This is a genomic window from Streptomyces sp. NPDC031265, from assembly GCF_055570295.1.
On sequence record NZ_JBVIHM010000020.1, the window covers coordinates 115,213 to 141,076 of the forward strand.

The window sequence follows — 25,864 nt, forward strand, 5'->3', positions numbered from 1 at the left end:
CCTGCCGCGCGCCGGCCCGAGGGGATGACCCCGGCGGGGCGATGGTGCGCGCGGCGGCGGTACCCGGTGTCATGCACACCGTGGAGTGCCGTCCACGGCGCGGCGGGCACGCACCCCGCGAGGGGCGCATGCCCGGAGACAGCAACGAGCTGGGGCCCGTACACAAAGTGCGGGCCCCAGCTGCGTCATACTTGCGCTTCAGCGACGTCAGGCGGGGAGGATGTTCTCCGCCTGGGGGCCCTTCTGGCCCTGCGTGACGTCGAAGGTCACCTTCTGGCCTTCCTGAAGCTCACGGAAGCCCTGGGTGGCGATGTTCGAGTAGTGGGCGAACACGTCCGGGCCGCCACCCTCCTGCTCGATGAAGCCGAAGCCCTTTTCCGAGTTGAACCACTTCACGGTGCCAGTAGCCATGTCATATCTCCTTCGGGGCATTGCCCTGGGATTCACACTGTGTGAATCCCGGCGTCGCCGTGATGATTGCCCCGTCCGGATAACTGCACCGGAAATACAAAAGTGCCGGACGGAAGAAACCCGCCCAGGCACTTGAAGTCTTTGGGAACCACAACTGCAACTGGATCAACCGTAGCACGGTGTGGCCGTCCCGTACAGCAAATGCCGACTTCCCCAGCCACGCCCCCGGGAATCCCTGATCCCCCAAGGAAAAATCACTCAACCAACCCCGAACCTGCCGCCACAGATGTTTGCGTACGTAAAGCTTACTTTCGGGGTACGGGGAGGAGCGGCGGGGTGGCGCGGAGGAGGCGGTGAGGAGGCCGGGTGAGGCGCCGAGGACGGGCCCCGTGCCTGTGCCAGAGTGTGCCCGTGCTCACCGAGGCCCCGCAGCTCCCCTTCTTCACGGCCGACTTCACCTCCCCCGCGCAGTGGGTCGCGGGCCGCTCCTGGGCGTATCCGGACGGCGGCCCGGTCAACCCCGGCGACGACAAACTCGACCACCTGGTCCCCGACGCCGCGTACAGCCGCACCGGCACGTTCTGGGCGAGGCGCCGCCCCGAGGGCGCGTGGAGCACGGGGCTGCTGACCACCGAGGGCAGCGACGAGGACTTCATGGTGCGCGCGGGCGACGTCCTGGAGGCCCGGGTCCGGCTGCCGCACGCCACAGGAGCCTGGCCGGCGATCTGGACCTGGCGGGACGGCGGCCAGGAGGTCGACGTGTTCGAGTACCACCCCGACAACCCCGACCTCCTGGAACTGACCAACCACGTCCGGGACGCCCACCACTCCTACCGCGATCCGTCCATCGCCCCCGGCGGCCTCCTCGACCTGCGGGTCGAGTTCGGCGCCCGCTCGGTCACGTGGTGGGTGAACGGCGCCCACGCCTTCGCCGACCACCGCGGAGTGGGCAGCCGCTGGCACGCCCACCTCATCGTCAACCTCTCGGTCAGCGCGGGCCGCTTCCACCCGGCCCCCGCCCCGGAGGTGTCGGAGATGTCGTTCGAGGTCCCCGGGCTGCGGGTGTACCGGGGCGGGCACTGACGTCCCGTCAAAGGCGGGACGCCGTCCCGTTGATGTCCTTGGTTTCCAGGACATGCACGCGGGCGCCCTCCGTCGCGACAGCGATCATCGCTCGGCCCAGTTGCTCCGTCGTGGTGACGTGGTTCGGGGCCAGTCGTCTCAGGACGGGGTAGAGCGGCTTCGTGAACACGTACGCGGCCCGGTAGAGGCGGGTCTTCGAGGTGATGCCGTGCAGGGGCTGGATGTATCCGGGGCGGAACATGTACGCGTCCAGGTCCAGCGCCAGCAGGTCGTTCTCCGTCCTGCCCTTGATCCGGGCCCACTTGATCCGGCCCTGCTCAGTGGCGTCGGTGCCCTGGCCGGAGACGTAGACGAAGGTGGAGCGCGGGTTCCAGGAGGACAGGGCGCGGGCGGCCGTGAGGGTGAGGTCGTGGGTGATGCGGCGGTAGGTGTTCTCGTCCATGCCCGCCGAGGAGACGCCCAGGCAGAAGAAGCAGGCGTCGTATCCGGTGAGTTGGGCCTGGGTGGCGGGCAGGCTCATCAGGGCAGCCAGGTCGGGGTGGACGAGTTCGCGCAGTTTCGGGTGCTCGGCACCGAGCGGGGTGCGTCCCACGGCGAGGACGCTCTCGACCCTGTCGTCGCGCAGGCACTCCCGCAGCACCCCCTGGCCGACCATGCCGGTCGCGCCGAAGAGGATCACCTTGATGGGCATGGACTCGCTCCCCGTCTGTTCTTGTGACCGTTCTTGTCACCGACCGGCGAAGTTCCGTGACGTCGAAGGGTGTTGAGGTCTGCGTATCACGTCCGGCGCCCCGTCGAGGCGGTTGGCGTCCGCGAAACCCGTTGTTGCACCTGCCCGGCGGGCGCTCAGGCGCGGTCGTCGGTGCGGAAGGTGACGTCCTTGCCGGAGAGCGTCGCGGTGAGTCCGTCGGGAGTCGTGGTGAGGGACTTGAGCGCCAGGCCGTCCGGGATGCCGTCGAGCTTCAGCTCACGCTCCAGCATGCCGGTCACGATCGTCCGCATCGCCTTCGGCAGGCCGTCGCCCACCTTCACGGACCGGAAGGCGAGCGCGTGGTCGCCCGCCATGTCGACCCGTGCACTCGCCGTGGCCTTGCCGACCAGCGGCAGGCTCGCGGTGGCCGCGACGCGCGGCTCCGCCTTCGTACTGTCCTGGCTGTAGCCGATCTCGACGCCGAGCGCGGCGGACAGGTCCTGGTAGGACACGAAGGCGGTGGCCTTGGCGGAGGCGGCGTGGGCCTCGGAGGCGTCCGATGAGCGGCGCAGACGGTCGAGCTCGACATTCAGCGTGGTGATCGGGAGCCTGCCGCCGTCGCGGCCCGCGGGGATGTCGGACGCTTCGATGTCGACGCGGTCGAGCGTTCCCCCGGCCAGCTGGGTCAGTACCGGAAAGCCGTGCACCTGCACGTGCGGCGCGGCCTTGAGCCCCTGGGCCTTCTGGAACGCGTCGGCCGTACGGTGTTCCGTCCAGGCGGCCGCGGCCCGGTCGCCCGCCACGCCCAGCCCGGCCAGGACGACCGCGGCGACGGCGTACTTCCGCCACCCCCGAAGCGCCCAGCCCGCCACAGCCCGCGGCCTCATGCGGAACCCTCGCGGAGTACGGGGTGCGCCGAGATCCCGCACGCGGCACGGAAGGCCCGCAGCAGCGGGGCGCGCAGCAGGTCGTCCGGTACGTCCTGGCGTGCGGCGACGGTGCTGACCAGGCCGGTCAAGGCCAGCTGCGCCCGGATCGCGCCCTCCAGGTCATCAGGGTCCGCGAAGGCGGCGAGGGTCTCGGTGCGGTGGTCGCCCAGATCCCCCATGCCCTCCACTCCGGCGAGCGCGCCGGGCAGCACCGGCAGCCCGGAGTTGAAGAGCAGGGCGAGCCGGGAGCGGTGGCGCAGCGCCAGGTCGACCAGATCGGCCGAGGCCCGCCGGTGCCGCTCGGGGCCGTCCGGCAGGGCGCTCCAGGTGGCGCGCAGGGCGGCGAACTCGGTCAGCGGCCCGATGAGCGTCGCCGCGAGCAGCCGCTCCTTGGAGGGGAACCGGTGCAACAGCCCGGTCTTGGAGTAGCCGACCCGGTCCGCGATCTCCTGCACCGAGGTGCCGAGGTAGCCCTGCGCGGTGAAGAGCTCGGCGGCGGCTTCGACGATCTCGGCGTCGAGCTCGGCGCGCGTCGGGCGTGGCATGACGGTCCTCCCCTGAGCCTGGTCGGCTCACCGTAACAGACCATCTGGTCCATGATGGACCAGATGGTCTGCCACCCCGGCCGTCCCCTCCTCAGTAGTCGACCGGGGGCCGCCGTCGACCGTCGGCCGCCGTCAGTACGCGCCGTTCACGTTGTCGATCGAGCCGTATGTGTTGGCCGCGTAGTTGCACGCGGCGACGATGTTGGCGACGGGGTCGTAGCTGTCCGTCGACGTGCCGGCGACGTGGAAGGCCTGGAAGGTGGGGTCGATGACCTGGAGGAGGCCCTTGGAGGGCGTGCCGGCCACGGCGTTGGAGTCCCAGTTGTTGATGGCCAGCGGGTTGCCCGACGACTCGCGCATGATGTTGCGGTAGATGCCGTCGTAGGAGCCGGGGATGCCGTGCTGGGCCATGATGTCCAGGGACTGCCGGATCCAGCCGTCCAGGTTGTCGGAGTACGTCGCCGTCTTCGCCACGGCGGCGGTCGCCTGCTGGGGCAGCGTGGTCGTACGGGCCGAACGGTCGGCCCGGGCCGAGGTGGCCGTACGGTCGGCGGACGCCGCCGGAGCCTTCGCCTTCTTGCCCACCGCCAGTTCGAGGCCGGGGTGGATCAGGGCCGGGTTGCCGCCGATGGCCTGGCGGTTGTCCTGGTACAGCTTCTTCCAGCCGCCGCTGACGTCGAGGTCCTGGGCGATCTTGGAGAGGCAGTCCCCGGCGACGACGGAGTAGGTCGTCGCAGCGGCCTTCTTCGCCACGATCGGCTTGGCGGACACCGCGCCCTTCGCGGCGGCCGCGACGGCGGGCGCGGACTTCGCGGCGGTGCCGGAGTGCGGCGCCGCCGAAGGCGCGGCACCGGCGCCGGTCGCGCCGAGCACCGGAATGATGAGCGCGGCGCCGCCCGTACCCGCGGCGGCGATGCCCCGGGTCAGGGTGCGGGACTTGGGGCGGCGGTGCTTACCCGTAGCGGGCATGGCGAATTCCTCTCCTTCGCCTGCGAGGTGAGCTGTCGGGTTCGGGCGAGAGCTGCCCGGCCGCGGCGCACGCGGCTTCACCCCGAGCCGTTCCGTCTCCGGATTCGGCGGCCTACCTGGTTTCCCCGCTCCTGCCATTTCGTGTGTGGGGGGTTTCCGGACAGCGGCAGGATTCGGCGGTCCATCCGGATTTGACGGTGACCGTAAACGAATAGGACTGGCCGAAACAAGACCTCAATTCACCACGGCAGCCGCGAGAAAGATCCACCACGGGCGGGAAATGCGGGCCCCTGCCTCCCCGCACCCCCAACTCGCCCCGCGCGGAACGGAATGCGCGCGTCACGGGGGGCCCGCCGACAAGGGGCCGCGTGACCCATTTCACTCCTTGCGTCGGTAATAGCAATTACACCGACAGCACCCAAACGAAATCTTAAGCCGCCCTATCATTCCCAATGAATAGATTGGCGACATAGGAGGGAAACTGCCCCTCTGGGGTTCATTTCGGACATCGAGAGAGGGGCTCGGCAGCCTCAGCTCGGGGACCCGAGCAGCTCCATCTCCTCGTCCGTGAGCCGCAGCGCGCCCGCGGCGACGTTCTCCACCAGGTGTTCCGGGTTGCCGGTGCCGGGGATGGCCAGCACGTGCTCGCCCTGCCGCAGCGTCCACGCGAGGCGGACCTGTGCGGACGTCACCCTGTGAGCGCGGGCGACCGCGAGGACCGCCTCGCTGTCCGTGCCGCCTCCCTGTCCCGCACCGCTCTCGCGCCCCTCCCCGGCGATGGCGAAGAACGGGACGAACGCGATGCCCTGCTCCCCGCAGAGCCGCAGCACTTCGTCGGAGCCCGTACGCCGGCTGTCCAGGCCGTACCGGTTCTGCACACAGACCACCGGCGCGATGGCCTGGGCCTCCGCGAGGTGCTCGGGGGCGATGTTGGAGATGCCCAGGTGGCGGATGAGCCCGGCGTCGCGCAGCTCGGCCAGTGCGCCGAAGTGCTCGGCGAGCGAACCCGGCCCGTTGAGGCGCAGGTTGACCACATCGAGGTGGTCGCGGCCGAGCTGGCGCAGGTTCTCCTCGACCTGGCCGCGCAGCTGCTCCGGCGTGGCCCAGGACAGCCACTCGCCCGACGCGTCGCGCCCCGGACCGACCTTGGTGACGATGACCAGATCGTCCGGGTAGGGCGCCAGCGCCCGGTTGATGAGTTCGTTGGCGGACCGGAGCCGGGAGAAGTAGAAGGCCGCGGTGTCGATGTGATTGACGCCGAGTTCGACCGCGCGCCGCAGCACGCCGATGGACCGCTCGCGGTCGCTGGGCGTGCCGAGGTCGAACGCGGCGCTGCCGGTGAGGCGCATCGCGCCGAATCCCAGCCGGTTGACCGACAGGTCACCGAGTTTCCAGGCGCCCGCGGCCGCCGCGTTGATCGTCTCCGTAGTCATGATCGCAGTCTGCCATCCGCGCTCGCGTCGCTGAAACGACCGAACTCCATCGCCTCATGGGAGAAGTACGGCCGGAAAGCACCCGTCGCATTTGAGCCCTCTCGGCCGCGTTGCCGCGAATCCACGCGGTGCTGCAAACGATCAGACAGGATTGCCCGGAAAGGCAACGGGCAATGAAAACGCGGTATTCCGAAGCCGAAACGACCACCACTGGGGGGACAGTTAAATGCACGAGAGACGGAGACTGAGCCGAAGAAGCGTATTACGGACGGGGCTGGGTGCAGGGGGGCTGGCCATGGCGGCGAATCTGCTGCCCGTTCCCGGGTTGCGTTCCGGCCCCGTCTGGGCCGAATCGCTCGGCACCGCCCACACACCCGTCGCCGGCGTCTCCTTTCCCGAATGGGCCCGCTTCGCCCGCATCGCGGACGGCACCTTCGACGACGACGCCGACCCGAACCTCGACATGAAGCCGGTGATCGCCGGACTCAAGGCGCAGAACGTGAGCGTCATCGAGGTCGACACCATCTTGTCGAACTGGCTGACGGACCAGCAGTTCACCGAGCACATGGGCAAGGTCAGGAGCTTTGTGCAGCTGGCGCACGCCGCCGGGATCCGGGTGGTCATGTACTACCCGTCGATGGAGCTCATCAGCGCGGGCGGCGAGAAGGGCCCGTCGTTCTACAAGAACAGCGACGGCAAGGACCGGGTCCAGCGCGGCCTCGACGGCAAACCCAACGTCTTCTACGGCAGCCTGGTCGTCTGGGTCGACCCGGGAGACGAGAGCTGCTGGCTGAGCCCCAACTCGCCCTGGCGGGACTACTACCTGACCCGCGTCAAGGCGCTCGCCGCCACCCGCCTCGACGCGATCTGGCCGGACGTGCCGATCTATTTCGACGGCGCGCTGAGCTGGTGCGACACCTCGACCTGGGCGACCGCAGCGTTCAAGGCCGACACCGGCCTCAGTATGCCCGTCAAGGCCGACTTCACGAACCTCACCTTCCGGCGCTACGTCGAGTGGCGCCACCGCAACCTGCTCCAGTGGCAGCTCGACATCGCCGCCGCGGGGCGCTCCGTCAACCCCGACCTGGTCACGTTCGTGGAGACCGTGACCATGGACTACCAGTACTCCACCCTGGTCGGTCTCGACGGAGCCTATCTACGCAAGGCCGAGGGCGTCAGCCATGTATGGGAGGTGGACATCCTCGGCGACTACGACGGGATGCGCCACGCCACGGCGACCGACTGGACGTGTCTGATCTCGATGTACAAATACGCGCGCGCCGCCAGCGGGACCAAGCCCGCCTGGGCGTTCTCGTACGGCTGGAAGGCCGACGACGCCTCACTGGTGATGGCCGAGGTGCTGGCGGCGGGCTGCAACCCGTACGAGGTCAAGACGCCGTTCAAGACCGAGACGACCGACAAGGCGATGCGGACCCGGATGTACGGGTTCGCCCGGCGCCCTCGGGGTTTGCGCCAGAGCCTGCCCGGGTGGGGTCAGGCGGCCCGCCACAGCGCGGGCGCGTTCGGCGGCTCCCAGCCCGGCTGGGCGGTGTGAGCCTGGAGGAGGCAGAGGTAGGTGCGGCCGCCGTGGCCGACGCGGTCGCCCGGGCCGTAGGCGGTGCCGACGGCCCAGGTGGTTCCGGGCGGTGGGCCGGTGGGCGTGGCGGTCGGCGTCGGCGACTGGGCCACGTCGAGCACGAAGTCGAACGCCGCCTCCTTCGCGCCGCCCGCGTCCCGTACGGTCATGAGCAGCCGTGCGTCGAACAGCGAGTCGGTGTTGTTGCGCGGTTCGCCGGGGAAGTAGAGCTGCGTGGTGAGCACCGGCCGACCGGGGGCCTGGGCCTTCACGTGGAGATGGCGGGTGCGGCCCGGGTAGAGCCCCGGCACGACGGTGGTCAGCGTGAACGCCCCGCGCGCGTCGGTGTATTGGTGGCCCCGGAGGCGGAAGCCGGTGTTGTCGTACGCGCCGTTGGCGTCCGCCTGCCAGAAGTCGGCACCTCGAGCCGATGCAACGGCGGCGCCCCACCGGCAGCCTCACACCCGTTGCCGCCCTCCCCCGGTAACACGGTCGCCCCACGCATCCGCCCACTCCCGACTGCGGTGCCGCACGGCGGGACCGCCGCACGAACGACGAGATGGTCCAGACCAGTTGGTCCGGGCATCACGATGGCGCGCGGGCGGGGCATGCGGAACACCGCCTTCAGAAGTCACTGCACGACGCAGCGGCGAACGGCCCGGAGGCTGTGGCGGTCAACCCCGTCGGCGAACAGCGCGAAGACCGCCGCGCAGCCGCCCTCCGACAGCAGGGCGATGACCAGCAGCACCCATGGCCACCGCCTGCGCTCATGTTGGGGGTTGTACGGGCCTCCGGAGCGGGGCAGCGGGCCCCACGAACCCGGCGGCGTCGGGGGCTGGGGCCGGGGGCCCATCGGCCGGGGTCGCTGGGGCCGGGGCCCGATGGCTCGCTCATGCAACCAGGGCGATTCAGGCCGCCCGCGCCCGCGACTCGCCGCCACCGGTCGGTCGGCCCGACCCCGGAGGGACCTCCCCCTTCTCCCATTTCTATGTTCGATCGAACATTTATGTGTTAGAAAAGGGCCATGGGTGTCGCCAATCGTCTCGATCTGACCCTGCGGCTCGTACAGGGCTCCGGTCAGGTCTCCGTGTCCGAACTCTCCCAGCGACTGGGGGTGTCCGAGATGACCGTGCGCCGGGATCTGGACGCGCTGGAGCGCCAGGGGCTGCTCCGGCGGGTGCACGGCGGGGCGGTCGCCGGGCCGCCCCGTGAGGAGGGCGCGGGGTTCGCCGCCCGCGAGGCGTGGCAGGCCGCTACGAAGGACCGGCTCGGTGCGGCGGTGGCCGCGCTGGTGGAGCCCGGGTCGCGCGTGCTGCTTGACGCCGGAACCACCACTGTGCACGTCGCGGAGCACCTGGCCGCCCGGGCCCCGCTCACGGTCGCGGTGCTCAGTCTCCAGGCGGCGGCCTGCCTGGCGGACCGGCCCGGGATCGAACTCCTCGTCGTGGGAGGCCGCTCCCGGCCCGGCGAGTGCTCCTTGGTGGGCCCCCTGGCCCTGCGCACGCTGGAATCCCTCGTCTTCGACTGCTTCGTGATGTCCATCGGCGGCGTCCACGCCGACCACGGCTGGTCGGAGTTCTCACTGGAGGACGCGGCCGTCAAGCAGGCCGGGCTCGCCCAGGCCGCCCGCACGATCGGGGTGGCCGACGCGACCAAACTCGGCGTCCGCGCGTTCGGCCAGGTCGCCCCGCTCGGCTCGGTGCACGGCTTCGTCACCGACGCCGCGGCAGAGGACGCCGACACCCACCCCAGCGGTCCGGCGACGCTGAAGGCGTTGCGGGACGCGGGCGTCGAGACGGTCCTCGCCCGATGACCGCCGGCATCGACACCCCCGACCGCCGCGGCCGCACCGGCCTGGACCAGCACGGACGCGACCTGACCGGCAACCCGCAGGTGCGGATCACCGACGTCGAGGTGCTCTCCTGCGACTGGTACGTCCTGCGCAAGACCACCTTCGACTACCGCCACAGCGACGGCCACTGGAGCCGCGAGCAGCGCGAGACGTACGACCGGGGCGACGGCGCGACGATCCTCCTGTACGACGCCGACCGCAGGACCGTGCTGCTGACGCGCCAGTTCCGGTTGCCCGCGTACGTCAACGGGCACCCCGACGGCATGCTCGTCGAGACCGCCGCCGGGCTTCTCGACGGGGACAGCCCGGAGGAGGCCATCCGGCGGGAAGCGGCCGAGGAGACGGGCCACACCGTCGGCGTGCCCGAACCGGTCTTCGCGGTCTATATGAGCCCCGGCTCGGTCACCGAGCGGCTGCACTTCTTCGCGGCCCCGTACGGCCCGGGCACCGCCACCGCCGAAGGAGGCGGGGTCGCGGCCGAGGGCGAGGACATCGCCGTCGTGGAACTCCCCTTCGCCGAGGCCCTGGACAGGGTCCGCAGCGGGGAGATCACCGACGCCAAGACCGTCATGCTGCTCCAATGGGCGGCCCTGGACGGCCCGTTCGCCGTCCGCCTGCCGCCTACGGCAGCGACCACCGGTTGACCCACAGGCCGGAGTCGTCGGTGAGGACGAACACGTACGGCCACCGGGCCGCCTGCGGGTCGTCCTTCATGGTGACGGCGCCCACCGCGGCCCGGACGGCGACCGCGGTGGTGTGCTTGTGCTGCCCGTTCCGCTGCCATGAACCCATCGTGTTCCCTCTCCGACCCCAGGCCCGACACAATCCGGACAATCCACCGAGGCGAACACCGGGCCACCCCCCACACACCCCCACTCTCCACCACAATCAAACAAAAAATTCCAACAAAACTGTTCAGTTTCTGGTCGTCGAGGCGTAGGTTCCGGTTCGGATCAGTTCGCGCGACGAAGCGGGTACGTATGCAATCTCTGGCCGAAGGGCTCCGGCTCCCCACCAATGGGCTCGACTACACGATTCTGGCGATCTACTTCGTCGTGGTTCTGGGCATCGGCTTCGCCGCCCGCGCGAGCGTGAAGACCAGCCTCGACTTCTTCCTCTCCGGGCGCTCGCTGCCCGCCTGGGTGACCGGGCTCGCCTTCGTCGCCGCCAACCTGGGTGCGACCGAGATACTCGGGATGGCCGCCACCGGCGCCCAGTACGGCGTGGCGGTCGTCCACTGGTACTGGATCGGCGCCATCCCCGCCATGGTCTTCCTCGGCCTGGTGATGATGCCCTTCTACTACCGCTCCAAGGTCCGCTCGGTGCCGGAGTTCCTGCTCCAGCGGTTCGACGCGTCCGCGCACCTGCTCAGCTCGGCGCTGTTCGCCTTCGCCGCGATCCTGATCGCGGGCGTCAACCTCTACGCCCTGTCGATCGTGGTCGAGGCGCTCCTCGGCTGGCCGCAGTGGGTGGCCATCGTCGTCGCCGGGCTCTTCGTGCTCGCGTACATCACCGTCGGCGGACTCTCCTCGGCGATCTACAACGAAGTGCTCCAGTTCTTCGTGATCCTCGCCGCGCTCATCCCGCTGGTCGTCCTCGGCCTCAAGCGGGTCGGCGGCTGGGGCGCGCTCAGCGACAACCTGGAGTCGGCGCACGGCCACAACTACCTCACCGCCTGGGGCGGCACCGGTATCGGGCAGAGCAACCCGCTCGGCGCCAACTGGCTGACGATCATCCTCGGGCTCGGCTTCGTGCTCTCCTTCGGCTACTGGACCACCAACTTCGCCGAGGTCCAGCGCGCCCTCTCCGCCAAGAACCTCAGCGCGGCGCAGCGCACCCCGCTGATCGCGGCCTTCCCCAAGATGTTCATCGTCTTCCTGGTGATGATCCCGGGACTGGTCGCCGCCGCCCTGGTGCCCAACATCGGCACCCCGGGCTCGGGCCTCACATACAACGACGCCATCCCGTATCTGATGCAGGAGCTGCTGCCCAACGGTGTGCTCGGCATAGCCGTCACCGGGCTGCTCGCCGCGTTCATGGCGGGCATGGCGGCCAATGTGTCGTCGTTCAACACCGTCTTCACGTACGACATCTGGTCCAAGTACGTGAAGAAGGGGCAGCCGGACGCGTACTACCTGCGCTTCGGGCGGCTGATCACGGCGATCGGTGTGCTGGCCTCGATCGGCACCGCGTTCATCGCTTCCAGCTTCTCCAACATCATGGGGTACCTCCAGACGCTGTTCTCCTTCTTCAACGTGCCGATGTTCGTGGTCTTCGTCATCGGGATGTTCTGGAAGCGGGCCTCGAAGAAGTCCGGTGTCTGGGGGCTGCTCGCGGGCACCACGGCCGCGATGGTCAACTACTTCTGGATCTACAAGCAGGGCGTCGTCTCCATCCCCACCGACCAGGGCGCCAACTTCGTCTCCGCGATCGTCGGCTTCGCCGCCGGCGCGATCGTCATGGTCGTGGTCACGCTCTTCACCGCGCCCAAGCCCGAGGCCGAGCTCGCCGGTCTGGTGTACGGGACGGTCTCGCCCGGTCTGGAGGAGCCGCCCGCCGAGGGCGACGGCGCCTGGTACCGCAGGCCCGCGCTGCTCGGCTGGGGAGCGGTGGTCCTCGCCGCGCTCTGCTACCTGCCCTATTCGCTCTGATCGGAGGCCCGGACCATGTCTGAACTGCAACGCGAAGTCTCCGAGCTGGAGAAGAAGTCCGCCACCGCGGCCCGGCTCTTCGACATCCGCCGGATCATCGGCGGCCTCTTCACCCTGTACGGAGTGATCGTCACCATAGCCGGGCTGACGGCCTCCGACGCCGACCTCGACAAGGCTCAGGGCATCAACATCAACCTGTGGACGGGCCTCGGAATGCTCGCCCTCGGCCTGTTCTTCCTGGTCTGGCTGTGGCTGCGGCCCCTCGCCCCGCCCGCCCCGGAGGACGACGGAGCCGGGCCGGACGGGGTCTGAGGTCGGTCGCGCGGGACCCGGACAGGGGGGTTCCGCGCGCCCCTCCCCGCCGTCTTCCTCCGCCTTCTCGTCACATTTCCCCGTTCGATTCCGTCAGGGAAGTGATCGCGAAAGCCGGCCGGTGCGTTCCGGGGGCACACGCAGAACGAGGAAGTAGGGAAGAACCATGACCACGAGCGCTCTCGCCGAACTGCGTTCACAGGTGCGCGGCCGTGTCCTGCTGACCGGTGACGACAACTTCGACCAGGCACGACAGCCCTGGAACCTCTCGGTCCAGCAGCCTGTCTCGGCTGTCGTCGAGGCCGCCGACGCCGACGACGTCTCGGCTGTGGTGCGCTACGCGGCGGCCGCCGGACTCGTCGTGGCGCCCCAGCCCGGCGGCCGGGGCGCCAGCGGTGACGTGGAGGGAGTGATCCTGCTCCGTACAGGCAAACTCGACGAGCTGCACGTGGACGCCGCCGCCCGCACCGCGCGCGTCGGCGCGGGCGTCCTGGGCGGGCAGGTCCAGGCCGTGGCCGGGCCGCTCGGCCTGACCGGGCTGCCGGGCAGCTCCCCGCTGGTCAGCGTGGTCGGCTACACGCTCGGTGGCGGGCTCAGCTGGTTCGGGCGCAAGTACGGCTGGGCCGCCGACAGCGTCACCGCCTTCGAGGTGGTCACCGCCGACGGCACCCAGGCCCGGGTGACAGCCGACTCCGACGCCGACCTCTTCTGGGCGCTGCGCGGCGGCAGCGGCGACTACGCCCTGGTCACGGCCATCGAGTACGACCTGCACCCCGCGCCCGCACTGTTCGGCGGCCGGGTGGTCTGGCACGGCAGCCAGGCGCCCCGCGTCCTTGAGGCCTTCCGCAAGATCACCTCCAACGCTCCGGACGAACTGACCGCGTGGATCAACCTGCTCCAGATCCCGAACGGCCCCTCGCTGGTCACCGTGGACAGCACCTTCCTGGGCGAGGAGGCCGAGGGCCGGGCACTGCTCAGCGCACTCGACGAGATCGAGGGCGCGAACACCGACACCAGGGCCATGCTGCCGGTCGCCGAGCTGGGCGAGATCACCGGCGAGCCGACCGAGCCCGGGCCCAGCGCGAGCCGCGCCGAGCTGCTCACCGACCTGGACGACAAGGTCGCGGCGGCGCTGCTCGCGGAGCCGATCGACCCGCTCTTCGGTGTGCACATCCGGCACCTGGGCGGCGCCTTCGCCGCGCCGACGGAGAACCCGCAGGGCCCGCTGACCGAGCCGTACACGCTGTCCATGTTCGGTGTGCCGTTCACGCCGGAGCGCGGGGCCGAGATCGCCGCCCGCCAGGAGGCGCTGGTCCAGTCGGTCGCCCCGTACATCAGCGGCCGCAAGCCCTACACGTACCTCTCCCCCGGTGACACCGCTGCGGCGGCCTTCAAGCCCGAGGCGCTGGCCAGGCTCCAGCAGGTCAAGCGCGACCGCGACCCGCGCGGCGTCTTCCGCAGCAACTTCCCGGTCCTCGGCTGACGGTCCTGATAGAGAGGACGGCGCCCCGCGGCGGGGGCCGTGGGGCGCCGTCGTCCGTTACGAGCGGGTCAGGACAGCTTGCCGTCGTAGTCCGGGAGCTTGAAGGTGCGCTCGGCGTGACCGCCGACCAGGTCGGTCGTGTTGTTGCCGAAGTTGGCGATGACCGTGTAGCCGCGCGCCTCGATCTCGGCCCGCTTCTCCGTCTTGTACGTGCTGACCTCGTGGAACAGGTCCGGCAGATCGCGTACGTAGAGGCCGGTGACGGGGTAGCCGACGGCCTTGAGGTTGTACGAGGTGAGGGACTCGATGATGCCGGGGCGGGCCGTCACGAAGAAGACGGCGACCCCCTGGGCACTCGCTTCGCGCACCAGGTCGCGGACGGACTGGATGGCCGGGGTCGGGAACGTCCAGAAGTGGTGGAAGTCCGTCTCCAGCGAGGTGTTGTCGATGTCCAGGACGATCGCCGGCTTCTCGCCCGCGGGCGAGGCGGCGATGCGCTCCTTGAGGTACGGGCGGGCGGTGTCCACGACGCCCTGGACATCGCGCAGCCAGGTCGCGTAGTCGACACCCTTGAGCGCGGCGATCCCGCCGGAGGCGGAGGCCTGGGCCACGACGGAGTGCGGGGCCGCCGCGGGGGCCGCCTGGGAGGCGGTCGGCGCGGCTATGAGGGCGGTCGCCGCTGCGGCCACCGTGACGGCCGTGCGCGTCGTCCAAGCAGTGTGGTGCATGGGGGTTGGTGCTCCTCTGTCGCGATGGTGGGAGGCCGTGGGGGACCCGCCGGGCCTCGGCGATCGGCACGGGCGGCACGGAATTGGCATGCGCACGGCCAAGAATGATCAGCCGGTGGCGCAATGTCTACTGGTCGGTAGGAAACTTCTCGCATACGCGGGGTGAATCCACGGGAATGCCTCACGAACCCGCCCCATACGGAAGGCGAGCCACCGGACAGACGGGGCGAGCATGGCCCACGCGCAGGCGGGCAGGAGCCGTAGGACCCACCGGGGAATTTATTTTCCAACCTCAACTGTTGCCATATACATCGAGCTGATACCCGGCTCGACCCCGACGACAGCGCGGACCGACGGGTCCGCCTCCCCCGGCAGCGAGGCACCATGAACACCACCCCGGAGCAGCCCGCCGAGACCGTGGCCCGGCTGCGCGCCACCTTCCGCACCGGCCGCACCAAGCCCGTCGAGTGGCGCACCACGCAGCTGCGACGCCTGCGCGAGATGCTCGCCGAGCGCGGCACGGACCTGGTGGAGTCGCTCCACGCGGACCTCGGCAAGAGCCCCGCCGAGGTCCAGCGCACCGAGATCGGCTTCACCGTCCGGGAGATCGACCACACCCTGGACCACCTCGCGCAGTGGCTGCGCCCCGAGCCCGCGCCCGTCCCGGAACACCTGGGCGGGGCGACGGCGTGGACGCAGTACGACCCGCTGGGCGTCGTCCTGGTCATCGCGCCCTGGAACTATCCGGCGCAGCTGCTGCTCACCCCGATGATCGGCGCCCTGGCCGCCGGGAACGCGGTCGTGGTCAAGCCCAGCGAGCTGGCTCCGGCCACCTCCGCCGTGCTGGCGCGGCTGCTGCCCGAGTATCTGGACCCGGACGCGGTGGCCGTGGTGGAGGGCGGCATTCCGGAGACGACCGCGCTGCTGGCCGAGCGGTTCGACCACATCTTCTACACCGGCAACGGCACCGTCGGCCGCATCGTCATGGCCGCCGCCGTCCAGCACCTCACTCCGGTCACCCTCGAACTGGGCGGCAAGTCACCGGTGTTCGTCGACCGGGACGCCGACATCGCCACGGTCGCGGCCCGGCTGGCCGCGGGCAAGTTCCTCAACGCGGGCCAGACCTGTGTCGCACCCGACTACGTCCTCACCGACCCGGACACCGCCCGCGCCCTCGGACCGGCGCTGGCCCGGGCCATCGAGGCCCTGTACGGAGCCGACCCGCAGGCCTCCGCCGAGTACGGCCGCATCGTCAACGAGCGCCACTTCGACCGCCTGAGCGCGCTGCTCGACTCGGGCCGCGTCGTCACCGGCGGCCGGGGCGACCGCGCCACCAAGTACCTCGCGCCGACCGTCCTCGCCGATGTCGACCCCAAGGCGCCGGTGATGCAGGAGGAGATCTTCGGCCCGATCCTGCCCATCGTCACGGTGCCGGGCCTGGACGAGGCCATCGACTTCATCAACGACCGCGACAAGCCGCTGGCCCTGTACGCCTTCACCGAGTCCGGGACCACCCGCGAGCGGCTGGCCTCCGAGACCTCCTCGGGCGGCCTCGGCCTCGGCCTGCCGCTGGCCCATCTCACCGTATCCGACCTGCCGTTCGGCGGTGTCGGGGAGAGCGGCATGGGCAACTACCACGGTCGCTACTCCATCGAGACGTTCAGCCACCGCAAGGCCGTGCTGGCTGCTGGGTGACGGCGGTGGGGGCCGGGACGGATCCCCGTTCCGGCCCCCTGTGCACCGGTGCACCTGTGTGCGCACCTGTGTGTGCACCTGTGTGACCGCTACACCGGGCCGTAGAGCGCGGCGAGTTCGGCCGCGAGCTGCGCGAGCCGCTCGCGGGCCTGCGGGGGTTCGAGTATCTCCACGCGCGCCCCGAGACCGGCCAGTTGCGCGGCCACGACTTCCGGGGACGGCCCGTCGATCTCCATCTCCAGCCATCCGTCGGCCCGTTCGCCGCCCAGGCGCAGGCGGCCGCCGAACAGGACCCCCAGGACGCGCCCGGCCGCGGGCTCGGCCCGTCCCCGTACGGTCGCCCCCCGCATCCGCTCCTCCATCGGGGCGGCCAGGGCGCGCCAGGCCGTGGCCAGATCGAAGCCCTCCGGCCGGACGACGGGGTCCGCGGTCACCTCGACCGAGGTGATCCGGTCGAGCCGGAAGATGCGCAGACCGTCGTGGACGGATCCGGCGGCCACCTCGTCTCCTCCCCGCGCTCCCTTCTCCGTACCGGCCACGAGATACGGGACTCCCGCCTTGGTGACGAGGCCCAGCGGGTCGACCGTGCGCGTACCGGCCGGGCTGCCGGGGCGGGCGTATCCGAGCCGGATCCGCAGGCCGTCCACCACCGCCCGTTGCAGCGCGTCCAGCAGGGGCGTGCCCGCCGAGACGGGCAGGCGCGACCAGTCCGTGCCGTCCGTGACACCTGCCTTCGACGCGGCCTCGGCGTCGGACCGGAGCGTCGCGGGCAGGGCCCGCACCAACTTCCGCAGCGCGGTGCGCAGTTCTGGCGAGTCCGCCGACGGCCCCGCGACCAGGAACATCGCGCGGATCTCGGCGGCGGTCAGGCCGGTGAGATCGGTACGGGCCCCGCCGACCAGGGACCAGCCGCCGCCCCGCCCGTGCTGGGAGTACACGGGGATACCGGCGGCGGCCAGCGCCTCCAGGTCGCGGCGCGCGGTGCGCTCGGACACCTCCAGCTCCGCCGCCACCTCACGCGCGGTCACGCGTCCGCGCGTCTGAAGGAACAGCAGGGTCGCTACCAGACGGTCAGCTCTCATAGCGATCATTCTCTTGGGAAAACTGGCCAGGAGATGGCCAGTTTGGCTTCCAGGATGAGTGCAGATCGAGCGCGGAGAGATCAGCGGACTGATCAAGAGCCGCGCCGTACACACCATCAGGGAGAGATCATGATTGTGGTGACCGGAGCAACCGGGAACGTCGGACGACACCTCGTACAGACCCTGGCCTCGGCGGGCGAGTGGGTGACGGCGGTCTCCCGCCGCGCCCCGGCCGGGGAGATGCCGGGCAACGTGGAGTTCCAGCAGGCCGATCCGGCCCGGCCCGAGAGCCTCAAGCGGGGCTTCGACGGGGCCGACGCGCTGTACCTCCTCGTCCCCGGTGACGGCGAAGGCCTCGACCCGTACGCCATCCTCGACACGGCGCGGGCCGCCGGGGTCCGGCGGGTCGTCCTCCAGTCGTCGCAGGCCACTGCCACCCGGCCGCACTCCCCCGCGCACGCCCGGCTGCGCGCCTTCGAGGACGCCGTACGGGAGTCGGGCCTCCAGTGGACGGTCCTGCGGCCCAGCGGGTTCGCCTCCAACGCCTACATGTGGTCGCCCTCGGTCCGCTCCGAGCGGACGGTCACGGCACCCTTCGGCGACGTCGGCCTGCCCGTCATCGATCCGGCCGACATCGCCGCGGTCGCCGCCGTGGCCCTGCGCGACGGGAGCCACGCGGGCCGGACGTACGAACTCACCGGACCGGCCCCGGTCTCGCCGCGCGAGCAGGCCCGGGCGATCGGTGACGCGCTGGGGACAGCGGTGCGGTTCGTCGAGCAGAGCCGGGCCGAGGCGCGGGAGCTGCTGATGCGTTTCATGCCGGAGCCGGTGGTCGAGGCCACGCTCGGCATCCTCGGCGAACCCACGCCCGAGGAGCGGCAGGTGAGTCCGGATGTGGAGCGCATCCTGGGCCGGGCACCGCGTACGTTCACGGCCTGGGCGGCGGACAGCGTCGTGGCCTTCAGATGACGTCCGCAGCCGGGGCGGCCCCGTCCCGGGCCGTGCCCGGCCCGCCCTGGCCGGGCGCATCGGCGGCTGCGGCGACGCGCACCGCCCAGCGCTGCTCGACCTTGGCGAACCGCCAGTACGCCAGGGCCGCGGCCCACACCGCGACGAACAGGCCGACGATGATGAAGCCCACGTTGTCCAGGTCGAGGTCCGCGACCCAGCCGGTGACACCGTCGCTCAGATCGAGCTTTTCGTGCAGGACGCCCACCAGCTCGATCGTGCCGATCAGGAAGGCCACCGCGATGGAGAGCCCGGTGATGGTGAGGTTGTAGAACACCTTGCGCACCGGGTTGGAGAAGGCCCACTGGTAGGCGAAGTTCATGAACGTACCGTCGATGGTGTCGAACAGGCTCATCCCCGCCGCGAAGAGCAGCGGCAGGCACAGCACGGCGTACCAGGGCAGCCCGGCGGCCGCCCCCGAGCCGGCCATCACCATCAGTGTGACCTCGGTGGCGGTGTCGAAGCCGAGCCCGAAGAGGAAGCCCAGCGGGTACATCTGGCCGGGCCTGGTGATCGACTTGGTGAAGCGGCCCAGGAGGCGGTTCATGAACCCCCGTGAGTCCAGGTGCTGTTCCAGCTCGGCCTCGTCGTACGTTCCCTCACGCATGGCCCGGAAGACCCGCAGGATGCCGACAAGGGCGAGGAGGTTGAGCGCGGCGATGAGGTAGAGGAACGATCCGGAGACGGTCGTTCCGACGACTCCGAGGGTCTGGTGGGTCTGCGAGTCGTCGTTCATCAGGGTGCCCGCGAGCTGCGCGCCCCCGGCGACCAGCGCCGCCATCGCGACCACGACGCTGGAGTGCCCGAGCGCGAACCAGAAGCCGACCGACACCGGCCGCTTGCCGTCGGCCATCAGCTTGCGGGTGGTGTTGTCGATGGCGGCGATGTGATCGGCGTCGAAGGCGTGCCGCATGCCGAGGGTGTAGGCGGTGACGCCGAGGCCCAGGCCGAACGTCTTCGAGCCGACCTCGTAGTGCTCGGGCACGACGAGCAGGAAGAGTATGCCGAACGCCACGACGTGCAGGGCGGCGATCACCGCCAGCAGCCAGGCGGTGCGGACGGTGTCCTCACGCCGCCACTGGAAAGTGGCGGGCAGGGTGGGCAGGGTCATTCGTTCACGCTCCAGCACCTCGTGGATCATTAGCGAGATGCCGTGGCCGGTCTCCTGGCTTCCGGGGTATCGCACCGTCCCCGCCTTCCCAGCGGCCTTACGGCCCCCAGTGGCACAACGGGACGGGCTACCCGAAGCCGTTCATGGCCTGAACGACATGGGGCCCGATCACAGTGGCGAGGGCCGCTCCGGTCTTGCACCGGTCTTCCCGAACACCACGGCTCGCCAACCGTAGGTGCGACCCGCCTCACCTGCAAGTCTGGCTGCGGGCAGGGGGATTGCAGATCACATTTCGGGCGCGCCGCCGGGGACCGTCCGCCCACCTCGCAGCACGCGGCGGGCCCGCCGCTCGGCCCGACTCCCCACCCTCCGGTCGGCGCGGGGAACGCCGGGCGGCGGTCGATGCGGGCGCGGACCTCGTCGGAGCCGAAGTGGTAGTCGATGCGCCTCACGGCCTCGGCCCAGCCGCGCACGGAGCCCGCGCCGGAGAGCGCCTCGGTCACGAACGGGTCGGTCCACCGCTGCACCGCACGCCGCCACAGCTCCGCGGGCGGCTCCTCCACTGCGGGGATGGCGCGGCCCGTTCGGGTCGCCCCGGTCAGCCGTGCAGGGTCGTGGTCCGGAGCTGGGGATCGGACCCTGTCTCCGCCTCGGTGAACCGTTCCGTGACCCAGCGCTTGTGCGAGAAGAGGACGGTCTGGTCGGTGTAGTGGGGCGATTCGGGGTTGGAGGACTGCCCGTAGGTGAGGATCGTACGGGTGCGGGGACCCTGCGACGTCAGCTCCGTGGCCATGATGAAACTGGAGCCCGACGCGTAGTCCTCCGGGGAGTTCGGGCCTGTGGCGCCGCCGCTGCCCGACGTGGGTGACGCGTTCACGACGTTGAAGCAGCCCTCACCGCCGGAGCAGCCGGGCAGCGGGATCCCCGCCCAGCGCTGCACGCTGCCTATCGGCGCGTCCAGGGGCACCTTGTCGGCGGCCAGCCCGCGCACGGCGTCGGCCAGCGCGCGCCGCACCTGCGGATCGTCGCCGTTGAGCCCGCGCGGGGTGGTGAGCGGCTGGGCCGGGTCGTACGGAACGCGCCACCACGGGTGCCGGCCGCCCACTTGGGTGCGGAACGCCTGCCACAGCACGGCGCCGCGGCTGTCGGCGTCGTCGCGGGTGTCCCAGGCCGCGAGGACGCCGCAGGCGGCGCGCACATCCACCTCGGTGCCGTCGGTGGCGGTCAGGACGGGGTGTGCGCGGCACATCGCGACCGCGTCGTCGCGGCCCAGCTCCGCCGTGTAGTTGCGGTTACCGAGCATGCTCGCCCGCAGCGTGGACAGGGTGAACCCCGGCGTGCCGAGTCCGTCGGTGCCGTCGCGCCGGCCCGCGATCATCTGGAGCCCGAGCTGGGCGCGCGGCCCGAGCGGCACTCCGGCGCGGTACATCCGCGGGTAACCGGTCAGCGGCGCCGAGGGGTTGGTCAGGGTCGAGTCGTTGTTGGAGTTGGCCACGTAGTCGGTCCGGGTCAGCCGGGGCTGGTGGCCGGGGCCGAAGATGCCCGGCACGACCGCGTCGGGGTCGTTGCCCCAGTCGCAGCCCGAGGTCGAACCATCGAGCACGCCCGCCACATCGTGGTCCTCGCCCGGCAGGGCGCACCGCTTGAGCCGGTCGTCGGTGACGTTCGGCACGGCGGAGGAGTCGTTGAAGTACGCGGTGCCGGTGGTGTCCGTGGCCATCGTGTACGTCCAGGGGATGCCCTGGTACGTCTGGTGCGCCTGCTTGAGCTGGGCCACGGACTGCGCCCTGCCGATCGCCAGCCACTCGTTCATCGAGCGCAGGTTGTCGGCGTTGGCATCCCTCAGGGCGTACGCCTCGGTGCGCGTCCAGCCCTCGGCGAGGACCGGCCCGTACCGGGAGGTGTAGAGGGTGGTGGTGACGGTGGAGGGCTTGCCGTCGGCGCCGCGGACCGTGACCGGTACGGTCCGGCGGGTCATCGGCACCGCCTTGCCGTCGACGAGGTGGCTCGTCGGGTCGCCGGGCGTGAGGGTGAGGCGGTAGAGCGAGGCGTGGTCGGTGTAGCTCGTGGTGTGCGTCCAGGCGAGGGCGCGGGTGTGGCCGATCTCGACGAGCGGGGTGCCGTAGATGCTCGCGCCCGCGACGTCGATGACGCCCGGGATCGTCAACTGCACCTGGTAGAAGCGGTCCCCGCCGATCCACGCCAGGTGCGGGTTGGCCAGCAGCATGCCGTCGCGGCCTCGGGTCACGTCACGACCGAGCGCCCAGCCGTTGCTGCCGAGGTCGTCGCGGCGGGGGCCGGTGCGCCTCGACGGGGTCGACGGGGTCGAGGCCGAGCCGCTCGCACCGGCGCCGCGCGCTGCCGCCGCCCCACGTAGCGGCTTCGTCGGCTTCGTGGCCTTGCCAGCGGTCGGCGGGGCCGCGGTGGCGATGGCCTGCTTGAGCGCCGTCGCCCCGGCGGCGCCGTTGACGTCGTAGACGAGGTTCCAGATGTCCATGGCGCTGATCGGGCCGACCCAGGGCTTGCCCTTGCACGTCGGATCCGGCAGGTGAGCGGCGCCGGTGTCACGCAGATACCGGTTGTACCCGGCGGCGTACCCCTCGACCATCCGGCGCAGCTCGGGCGTCGGGCCGAGCGGCGCCGGGCGGTCGAGCAGCCGCCGGACCGTACCGGCCTGCCGCAGACCCTGGTGGTAGGTGTCGCTCGCCAGGTTGGGGGTGCCGTCGGCGGTCGTCTCCGTCGGGCCGAGGTACTTGGAGCGCTCGCCCCTCAACGTCATTACCTGGTCGGCGAGTTGGCACAGGTTGTCCTGCGCGAACGCGTACCCGTATCCGTACCCCAAGCCGCCGTAGTCGTGGGCCAGGACGTGTGGGATGCCGTACTCGGTGCGGCGGATCTGCGAGGTGTAGCCGTGGTCGCCCACCCGTTTGCCGTCCGATTCCGCCTCGGCGGACGCGGGCGCCGGTAACAGCGCGGCGGCGCCGGAGGCGAGGCAGAGCGTGGCCACAACAGAGCCCAGTCTCCGCATATTTCGCGTCTTTTGGCGCACCGTCAGGTGATGTCGGTTGCTCAGCATGTGCGTAAGCGTGCCGGAACCCGGCAATCACCACATCAACCCGTCGACCGAACTTCGCGCCGGGCGGTGGACCCATGGATGTACACCCTGGGGTGGATCGGGCGCGCTGACCTGCTTGTTGGGCCGCTCCTCACACGCAGGCGTGGTCCAGCAGACCGGCCCAGGTGCGGGGCCCGACCAGCCCGTCCACGTCGTGGCCGCGGTAGCCGCACACGTACTGGAAGCTCTTCACCGACTTGGTCGTCCCGCTGCCGAAGATGCCGTCGACGCGGGTGCTGATGCCCTGGTCGGTGAGCTTCTGCTGGAGGAACCGGACGCAGGTGCCCCGGTCGCCCTGGGAGAGGAACGGCCGGGTCTGCGCACATCCGGCGGCGCTCGGCGCCCGGGTGGCGGCCGTGGCCGCGTCGGCCGGGGCGAGCATGCCCCCGCCGCCCAGCACTCCCGCGCTGATGAGGGCGACGACGAGGATGCGTACCTGCTTCATGGGGCCTCCGGTGGATGGGGGCGACCGCGTGTGGCGCGACGCGTGTCGCCGTACTCCGGCGGGTGTCGGTTTGCCGCCGGAACGCCAGCATAGGGAGCGGGGTTGCCGTACGGCGTCACACAGGGGGTTGAGATACCTCCTGCAACCGGAGCGGTGGGCGGCCCGGCTCTCCACCTGGTGCGGCAGCCGGCTGCCACCGGGTGAGGCAGGCAGCCGCCACCCGTCGCTGTGCGGGCGGAGGCGCTTCCGCCGGCCGTGGGCCCGGGCCTCCCGGACCACGCCCCCGGCCCAGGGCCGTCAGCGCGCCGGCAGCAGCTCCACCGTGACGAAGGCGACCACGGCCGCCAGGATCACGACCGGCATCATGGCGGAGCCGCCCAGCAGGAGGACCACGAGGACCACACTGCTCACGGGCAGCCTCAGGACACCGGTCGTGGCGGCAGCCATGCCCGCCGCCATCCCCGGTACGACTCCCAGACCCGGCAGGGGCGCGAGCAGCACCCCCACGGCGGCTCCCAGGAAGAGCGCCGGGAACACCGGTCCGCCGCGCAGACTGCCGAGGCAGAGCGCGTAGGCGGCGCTCTTGAACAGGAGGACCGTCAGCAGCGCGCCGACACCCCAGGCGTGCGGGTCGGCGGCCAGTCCGCCCAGCGTGGCCTGCCCGGACGAGGCGACGTCCGCCGGCGAGCGGCCGGTGATCAGCGCGTAGAGCGCGGCGCACGCCGCGGCGCCCAGGGCGCAGCCGATCGTACGGACCAGTGCGCGACCGGCGACGTACGCCGCGACCGACCGGCCGACCGCGAGCACCCGGTGCAGGGCGACCGTGAGGGCCACGCCCAGGACCAGCGCCCAGACCACGTCACCCGCGTCCACACGGGGGAAGGGCGTGGGCAGCTTCAGGGCCAGGCTGCCGGTCTCCAGACCGGTCCAGCGCCCGAAGCCGGTGAACACCAGGGACCCCACCCCGCTGGACAGCAGGGCCGGGAGCATGACCGCGAAGAGCTGCGGGCCGCCGACGCCCGCGACCTCGATCAGGAGGACCGCGGCGACCAGCGGGTTGCCGAAGATCGCCGCGATGGCCGCGGCGGCTCCGGCCGCCCCCAGGAGCGTCGTGCTCTGCGGGGTCGCGGAAGCCCTGGCGAGGTCCCTGAACCAGAGGGCGAGCCCGCCGCCGAGGGCGATCAGCGGTGCCTCGGGCCCCAGCACCGCGCCGAACGGCAGACAGGCCGCCGCGGCGAGCAGCACACCGGGCAGCACGGCCGAGGAGGCGCCGCCGACGTGCAGTCCCGCGGCCGGGATGTGACCGCCCGCCCCCGGCAGCCGTGTCGCTACCAGACCCACCGCTGCCCCGGCGAAGAGGAGCAGGGGCAGTGGCCACCACCACGGCGGAAGGTCCCAGCCCAGGGTGTGCGGAAGCCCGGCCCACAGCGCGTGTTCCAGTTCGTGCAGCCCCACCATGAACCAGAACGCGGCGAGGGACACCGGGATACCGATGAGTGCGCACAACACGAGCGCCATGAGGTAGCCGGGCGTCCGGAGCATGCCCCTCAGCAGGTCCGCCTCCTGCGGCTGCGTCCCGTCGGCGGTCACGGCTCCTCCTCCGGGTACTCGGGGGCCTCGCCCCGGCGGCGCAGCCCGACGCGGACCGCGCCGAAGAGGACCTTGGCCATCACGCCCACCACGATCAGATCCGCGAGCATCTGCACGGTGGTCAGCGCACGGCTGGTGCCGGTGGTGGGCGCGATGTCGCCGAAGCCGACGGTCGCGAACACCGTGACCGTGAAGTACAGCGCGTCGGTCCGGCTCAGCGGCTCCGAGAACGACGACGGCCGGTTGTCGGCGAACAGGAAGTACGTCGCGGAGAACAGCACGAGGAAGAGCGGCACAGCGGTGGCCAGCGCCTCGATCGCCCGCAGCCGCGGATACTCCGCATGGGTGATGGCGGCGATCTGCCAGGCCGTGAGACAGCCGAAGAGCGCCAGCCCCAGCACGAGCATCACGGCGGTGCCGACGCCGACTCCTCGGTCCAGCGGGGCCAGGTAGTACAGCGCGATCAGCAGAACCGCCGAGGCCACCGAGCGCAGCAGATGGCCGGCGAGGGCGCGGCGGCGGCGCCGATCGCCCGGGCCTGCGCGTTCCATGGGCCGCTCCGGTGTACGCGTGGTGCTGTCGGGCGCCCGGCGCGCCCGGCGCCTGTCCGCCCTCTGCTTCAGGAGAGACGGGGACGGACGGTCCCGCCACCGGAGGCGGAGGAGACCCCCGGCGGCCCTCCTCCGGAGTGCGACCTCGTCCTACCGAAGGTAGGAAGGGATCACCCCCGTGATCGGAGACAGGCATGGACGACTACCCACTCCTCAACCTCTTCTGGACGATGCTGTGGCTGTTCCTGTGGGTGATGTGGTTCTTCCTGCTCTTCAAGGTGGCCACCGACATCTTCCGCGACCACAGCCTCGGCGGCTGGGCCAAGGCGGGATGGCTGGTCTTCGTGCTCGTCCTGCCCTACCTCGGTGTCTTCGTCTATCTCATCGCCCGTGGACAGGGCATGGGACAGCGCGACGTGAAGCAGCTCAAGCAGCAGGAGGACGCGTTCCAGCAGTACGTCCGCAACGCGGCCGGAACCGGCGGGGGCGGTTCGGTGGAGGAGCTGAGCAAACTCTCCGCGCTCAAGGACAAGGGCGACATCACTCCGGAGGAGTACGAGCGCGCCAAGGCCAAGATCCTGGCGTGAGGCCGGTGGGCCGCCGC

The 25,864-nt window shown here is 71.0% G+C and carries 24 protein-coding genes, 1 pseudogene and 2 riboswitches; of the genes and pseudogenes, 10 read left to right on the top strand and 15 right to left on the bottom strand.

Annotated elements, in window-relative coordinates:
• Positions 1-207: 207 nt before the first annotated feature.
• Positions 208-411 carry a cold-shock protein gene (locus tag ACZ499_RS27100; protein WP_101391331.1) on the bottom strand — a complete coding sequence of 68 codons (204 nt, stop codon included), beginning with the start codon at positions 409-411 and terminating at the stop codon, positions 208-210.
• A gap of 411 nt (positions 412-822) precedes the next feature.
• On the opposite strand from ACZ499_RS27100, the gene ACZ499_RS27105 reads away from it, so the two are divergent.
• The gene (locus ACZ499_RS27105; RefSeq protein ID WP_468678728.1) at positions 823-1,494 is read left to right on the top strand and encodes a beta-glucanase; all 672 of its coding nucleotides are present in this window, start codon (positions 823-825) and stop codon (positions 1,492-1,494) included.
• 7 nt (positions 1,495-1,501) lie between these two features.
• Here ACZ499_RS27105 and ACZ499_RS27110 read toward each other — a convergent pair whose 3' ends face one another.
• From ACZ499_RS27110 to ACZ499_RS27130, 5 genes are all read right to left on the bottom strand, one after another.
• A complete protein-coding gene (locus tag ACZ499_RS27110; protein ID WP_468402348.1) occupies positions 1,502-2,185 on the bottom strand; it encodes a Rossmann-fold NAD(P)-binding domain-containing protein in 684 nt (227 codons plus the stop codon).
• A 155-nt stretch (positions 2,186-2,340) separates the two neighbouring features.
• On the bottom strand, positions 2,341-3,072 hold the full coding sequence (locus ACZ499_RS27115; protein WP_468678729.1) for an LmeA family phospholipid-binding protein: 732 nt from the start codon (positions 3,070-3,072) through the stop codon (positions 2,341-2,343).
• Entirely contained in the window at positions 3,069-3,659 is a 591-nt protein-coding gene (locus ACZ499_RS27120; RefSeq protein WP_468678730.1) for a TetR/AcrR family transcriptional regulator, read from the bottom strand. Before ACZ499_RS27120 ends, ACZ499_RS27115 begins: the two co-directional genes overlap by 4 nt.
• A 132-nt stretch (positions 3,660-3,791) precedes the next feature.
• Positions 3,792-4,628, bottom strand: a complete 837-nt coding sequence (locus tag ACZ499_RS27125; protein ID WP_468678732.1) for a LysM peptidoglycan-binding domain-containing protein — start codon at positions 4,626-4,628, stop codon at positions 3,792-3,794.
• Between the two features lie 4 nt (positions 4,629-4,632).
• Positions 4,633-4,817: riboswitch (cyclic di-AMP (ydaO/yuaA leader) on the bottom strand.
• 341 nt (positions 4,818-5,158) lie between these two features.
• Positions 5,159-6,061, bottom strand: a complete 903-nt coding sequence (locus ACZ499_RS27130; RefSeq protein ID WP_468678733.1) for an aldo/keto reductase — start codon at positions 6,059-6,061, stop codon at positions 5,159-5,161.
• A gap of 295 nt (positions 6,062-6,356) precedes the next feature.
• On the opposite strand from ACZ499_RS27130, the gene ACZ499_RS27135 reads away from it, so the two are divergent.
• Positions 6,357-7,616, top strand: a complete 1,260-nt coding sequence (locus ACZ499_RS27135) for a hypothetical protein (protein ID WP_468678735.1) — start codon at positions 6,357-6,359, stop codon at positions 7,614-7,616.
• On the opposite strand, the pseudogene ACZ499_RS27140 reads toward ACZ499_RS27135, so the two are convergent.
• Positions 7,556-8,053 (bottom strand): annotated as a pseudogene (locus ACZ499_RS27140) (carbohydrate-binding protein); the annotation flags it as partial. The gene ACZ499_RS27135 and the pseudogene ACZ499_RS27140 sit on opposite strands and share 61 nt — an antisense overlap.
• 608 nt (positions 8,054-8,661) lie before the next feature.
• Here ACZ499_RS27140 and ACZ499_RS27145 point away from each other — a divergent pair.
• Complete coding sequence (locus ACZ499_RS27145; RefSeq protein ID WP_468678736.1) at positions 8,662-9,450, top strand: DeoR/GlpR family DNA-binding transcription regulator; 789 nt, start codon at positions 8,662-8,664, stop codon at positions 9,448-9,450.
• The gene (locus tag ACZ499_RS27150) at positions 9,447-10,133 is read left to right on the top strand and encodes an NUDIX domain-containing protein (RefSeq protein ID WP_468678738.1); all 687 of its coding nucleotides are present in this window, start codon (positions 9,447-9,449) and stop codon (positions 10,131-10,133) included. Before ACZ499_RS27145 ends, ACZ499_RS27150 begins: the two co-directional genes overlap by 4 nt.
• Here ACZ499_RS27150 and ACZ499_RS27155 read toward each other — a convergent pair.
• Positions 10,111-10,281 (bottom strand): hypothetical protein, encoded by a 171-nt coding sequence (locus ACZ499_RS27155; protein WP_468678739.1) that lies wholly within the window; start codon positions 10,279-10,281, stop codon positions 10,111-10,113. The genes ACZ499_RS27150 and ACZ499_RS27155 overlap by 23 nt on opposite strands.
• 188 nt (positions 10,282-10,469) lie before the next feature.
• On the opposite strand from ACZ499_RS27155, the gene ACZ499_RS27160 reads away from it, so the two are divergent.
• The 3 genes from ACZ499_RS27160 to ACZ499_RS27170 all read left to right on the top strand — a co-directional run bounded on the left by ACZ499_RS27160 (position 10,470) and on the right by ACZ499_RS27170 (position 13,935).
• Positions 10,470-12,140: a sodium:solute symporter family protein gene (locus tag ACZ499_RS27160; RefSeq protein WP_468678742.1), complete on the top strand. Its 1,671-nt coding sequence runs from the start codon at positions 10,470-10,472 to the stop codon at positions 12,138-12,140.
• A 15-nt stretch (positions 12,141-12,155) separates the two neighbouring features.
• Positions 12,156-12,452, top strand: coding sequence for a hypothetical protein (locus ACZ499_RS27165; RefSeq protein ID WP_468678744.1), 297 nt, complete (start codon positions 12,156-12,158; stop codon positions 12,450-12,452).
• Between the two features lie 166 nt (positions 12,453-12,618).
• Positions 12,619-13,935 (top strand): FAD-binding oxidoreductase, encoded by a 1,317-nt coding sequence (locus ACZ499_RS27170; protein WP_468402359.1) that lies wholly within the window; start codon positions 12,619-12,621, stop codon positions 13,933-13,935.
• Positions 13,936-14,003: 68 nt separating this feature from the next.
• Here ACZ499_RS27170 and ACZ499_RS27175 read toward each other — a convergent pair whose 3' ends face one another.
• A complete protein-coding gene (locus ACZ499_RS27175; protein ID WP_468678747.1) occupies positions 14,004-14,663 on the bottom strand; it encodes an HAD family acid phosphatase in 660 nt (219 codons plus the stop codon).
• 384 nt (positions 14,664-15,047) lie between these two features.
• Here ACZ499_RS27175 and ACZ499_RS27180 point away from each other — a divergent pair, with 384 nt between their 5' ends.
• Positions 15,048-16,358, top strand: coding sequence for an aldehyde dehydrogenase family protein (locus ACZ499_RS27180; protein WP_468678748.1), 1,311 nt, complete (start codon positions 15,048-15,050; stop codon positions 16,356-16,358).
• An 89-nt stretch (positions 16,359-16,447) separates the two neighbouring features.
• Here ACZ499_RS27180 and ACZ499_RS27185 read toward each other — a convergent pair whose 3' ends face one another.
• A complete protein-coding gene (locus tag ACZ499_RS27185) occupies positions 16,448-17,440 on the bottom strand; it encodes a helix-turn-helix transcriptional regulator (RefSeq protein WP_468678749.1) in 993 nt (330 codons plus the stop codon).
• Positions 17,441-17,569: 129 nt separating this feature from the next.
• Here ACZ499_RS27185 and ACZ499_RS27190 point away from each other — a divergent pair, with 129 nt between their 5' ends.
• Entirely contained in the window at positions 17,570-18,409 is an 840-nt protein-coding gene (locus tag ACZ499_RS27190) for an NAD(P)H-binding protein (protein ID WP_468678750.1), read from the top strand.
• On the opposite strand, the gene nicT is transcribed toward ACZ499_RS27190, so the two are convergent.
• From nicT to ACZ499_RS27215, 5 genes are all read right to left on the bottom strand, one after another.
• On the bottom strand, positions 18,402-19,559 hold the full coding sequence (gene nicT, locus ACZ499_RS27195) for a Nickel transporter NicT (RefSeq protein ID WP_468678752.1): 1,158 nt from the start codon (positions 19,557-19,559) through the stop codon (positions 18,402-18,404). The genes ACZ499_RS27190 and nicT overlap by 8 nt on opposite strands.
• Before the next feature lie 27 nt (positions 19,560-19,586).
• A riboswitch (cobalamin riboswitch) is annotated at positions 19,587-19,794 on the bottom strand.
• A 363-nt stretch (positions 19,795-20,157) separates the two neighbouring features.
• Positions 20,158-22,566, bottom strand: coding sequence for a penicillin acylase family protein (locus tag ACZ499_RS27200; RefSeq protein WP_468678755.1), 2,409 nt, complete (start codon positions 22,564-22,566; stop codon positions 20,158-20,160).
• A 199-nt stretch (positions 22,567-22,765) separates the two neighbouring features.
• A complete protein-coding gene (locus ACZ499_RS27205; protein WP_468402367.1) occupies positions 22,766-23,119 on the bottom strand; it encodes a peptidoglycan-binding domain-containing protein in 354 nt (117 codons plus the stop codon).
• Positions 23,120-23,416: 297 nt separating this feature from the next.
• Entirely contained in the window at positions 23,417-24,661 is a 1,245-nt protein-coding gene (locus ACZ499_RS27210; protein WP_468678799.1) for a chloride channel protein, read from the bottom strand.
• A 44-nt stretch (positions 24,662-24,705) separates the two neighbouring features.
• Positions 24,706-25,260, bottom strand: coding sequence for a potassium channel family protein (locus tag ACZ499_RS27215; protein WP_468678756.1), 555 nt, complete (start codon positions 25,258-25,260; stop codon positions 24,706-24,708).
• Between the two features lie 194 nt (positions 25,261-25,454).
• On the opposite strand from ACZ499_RS27215, the gene ACZ499_RS27220 reads away from it, so the two are divergent.
• Complete coding sequence (locus tag ACZ499_RS27220; RefSeq protein WP_468678758.1) at positions 25,455-25,847, top strand: SHOCT domain-containing protein; 393 nt, start codon at positions 25,455-25,457, stop codon at positions 25,845-25,847.
• Positions 25,848-25,864: the final 17 nt, after the last annotated feature.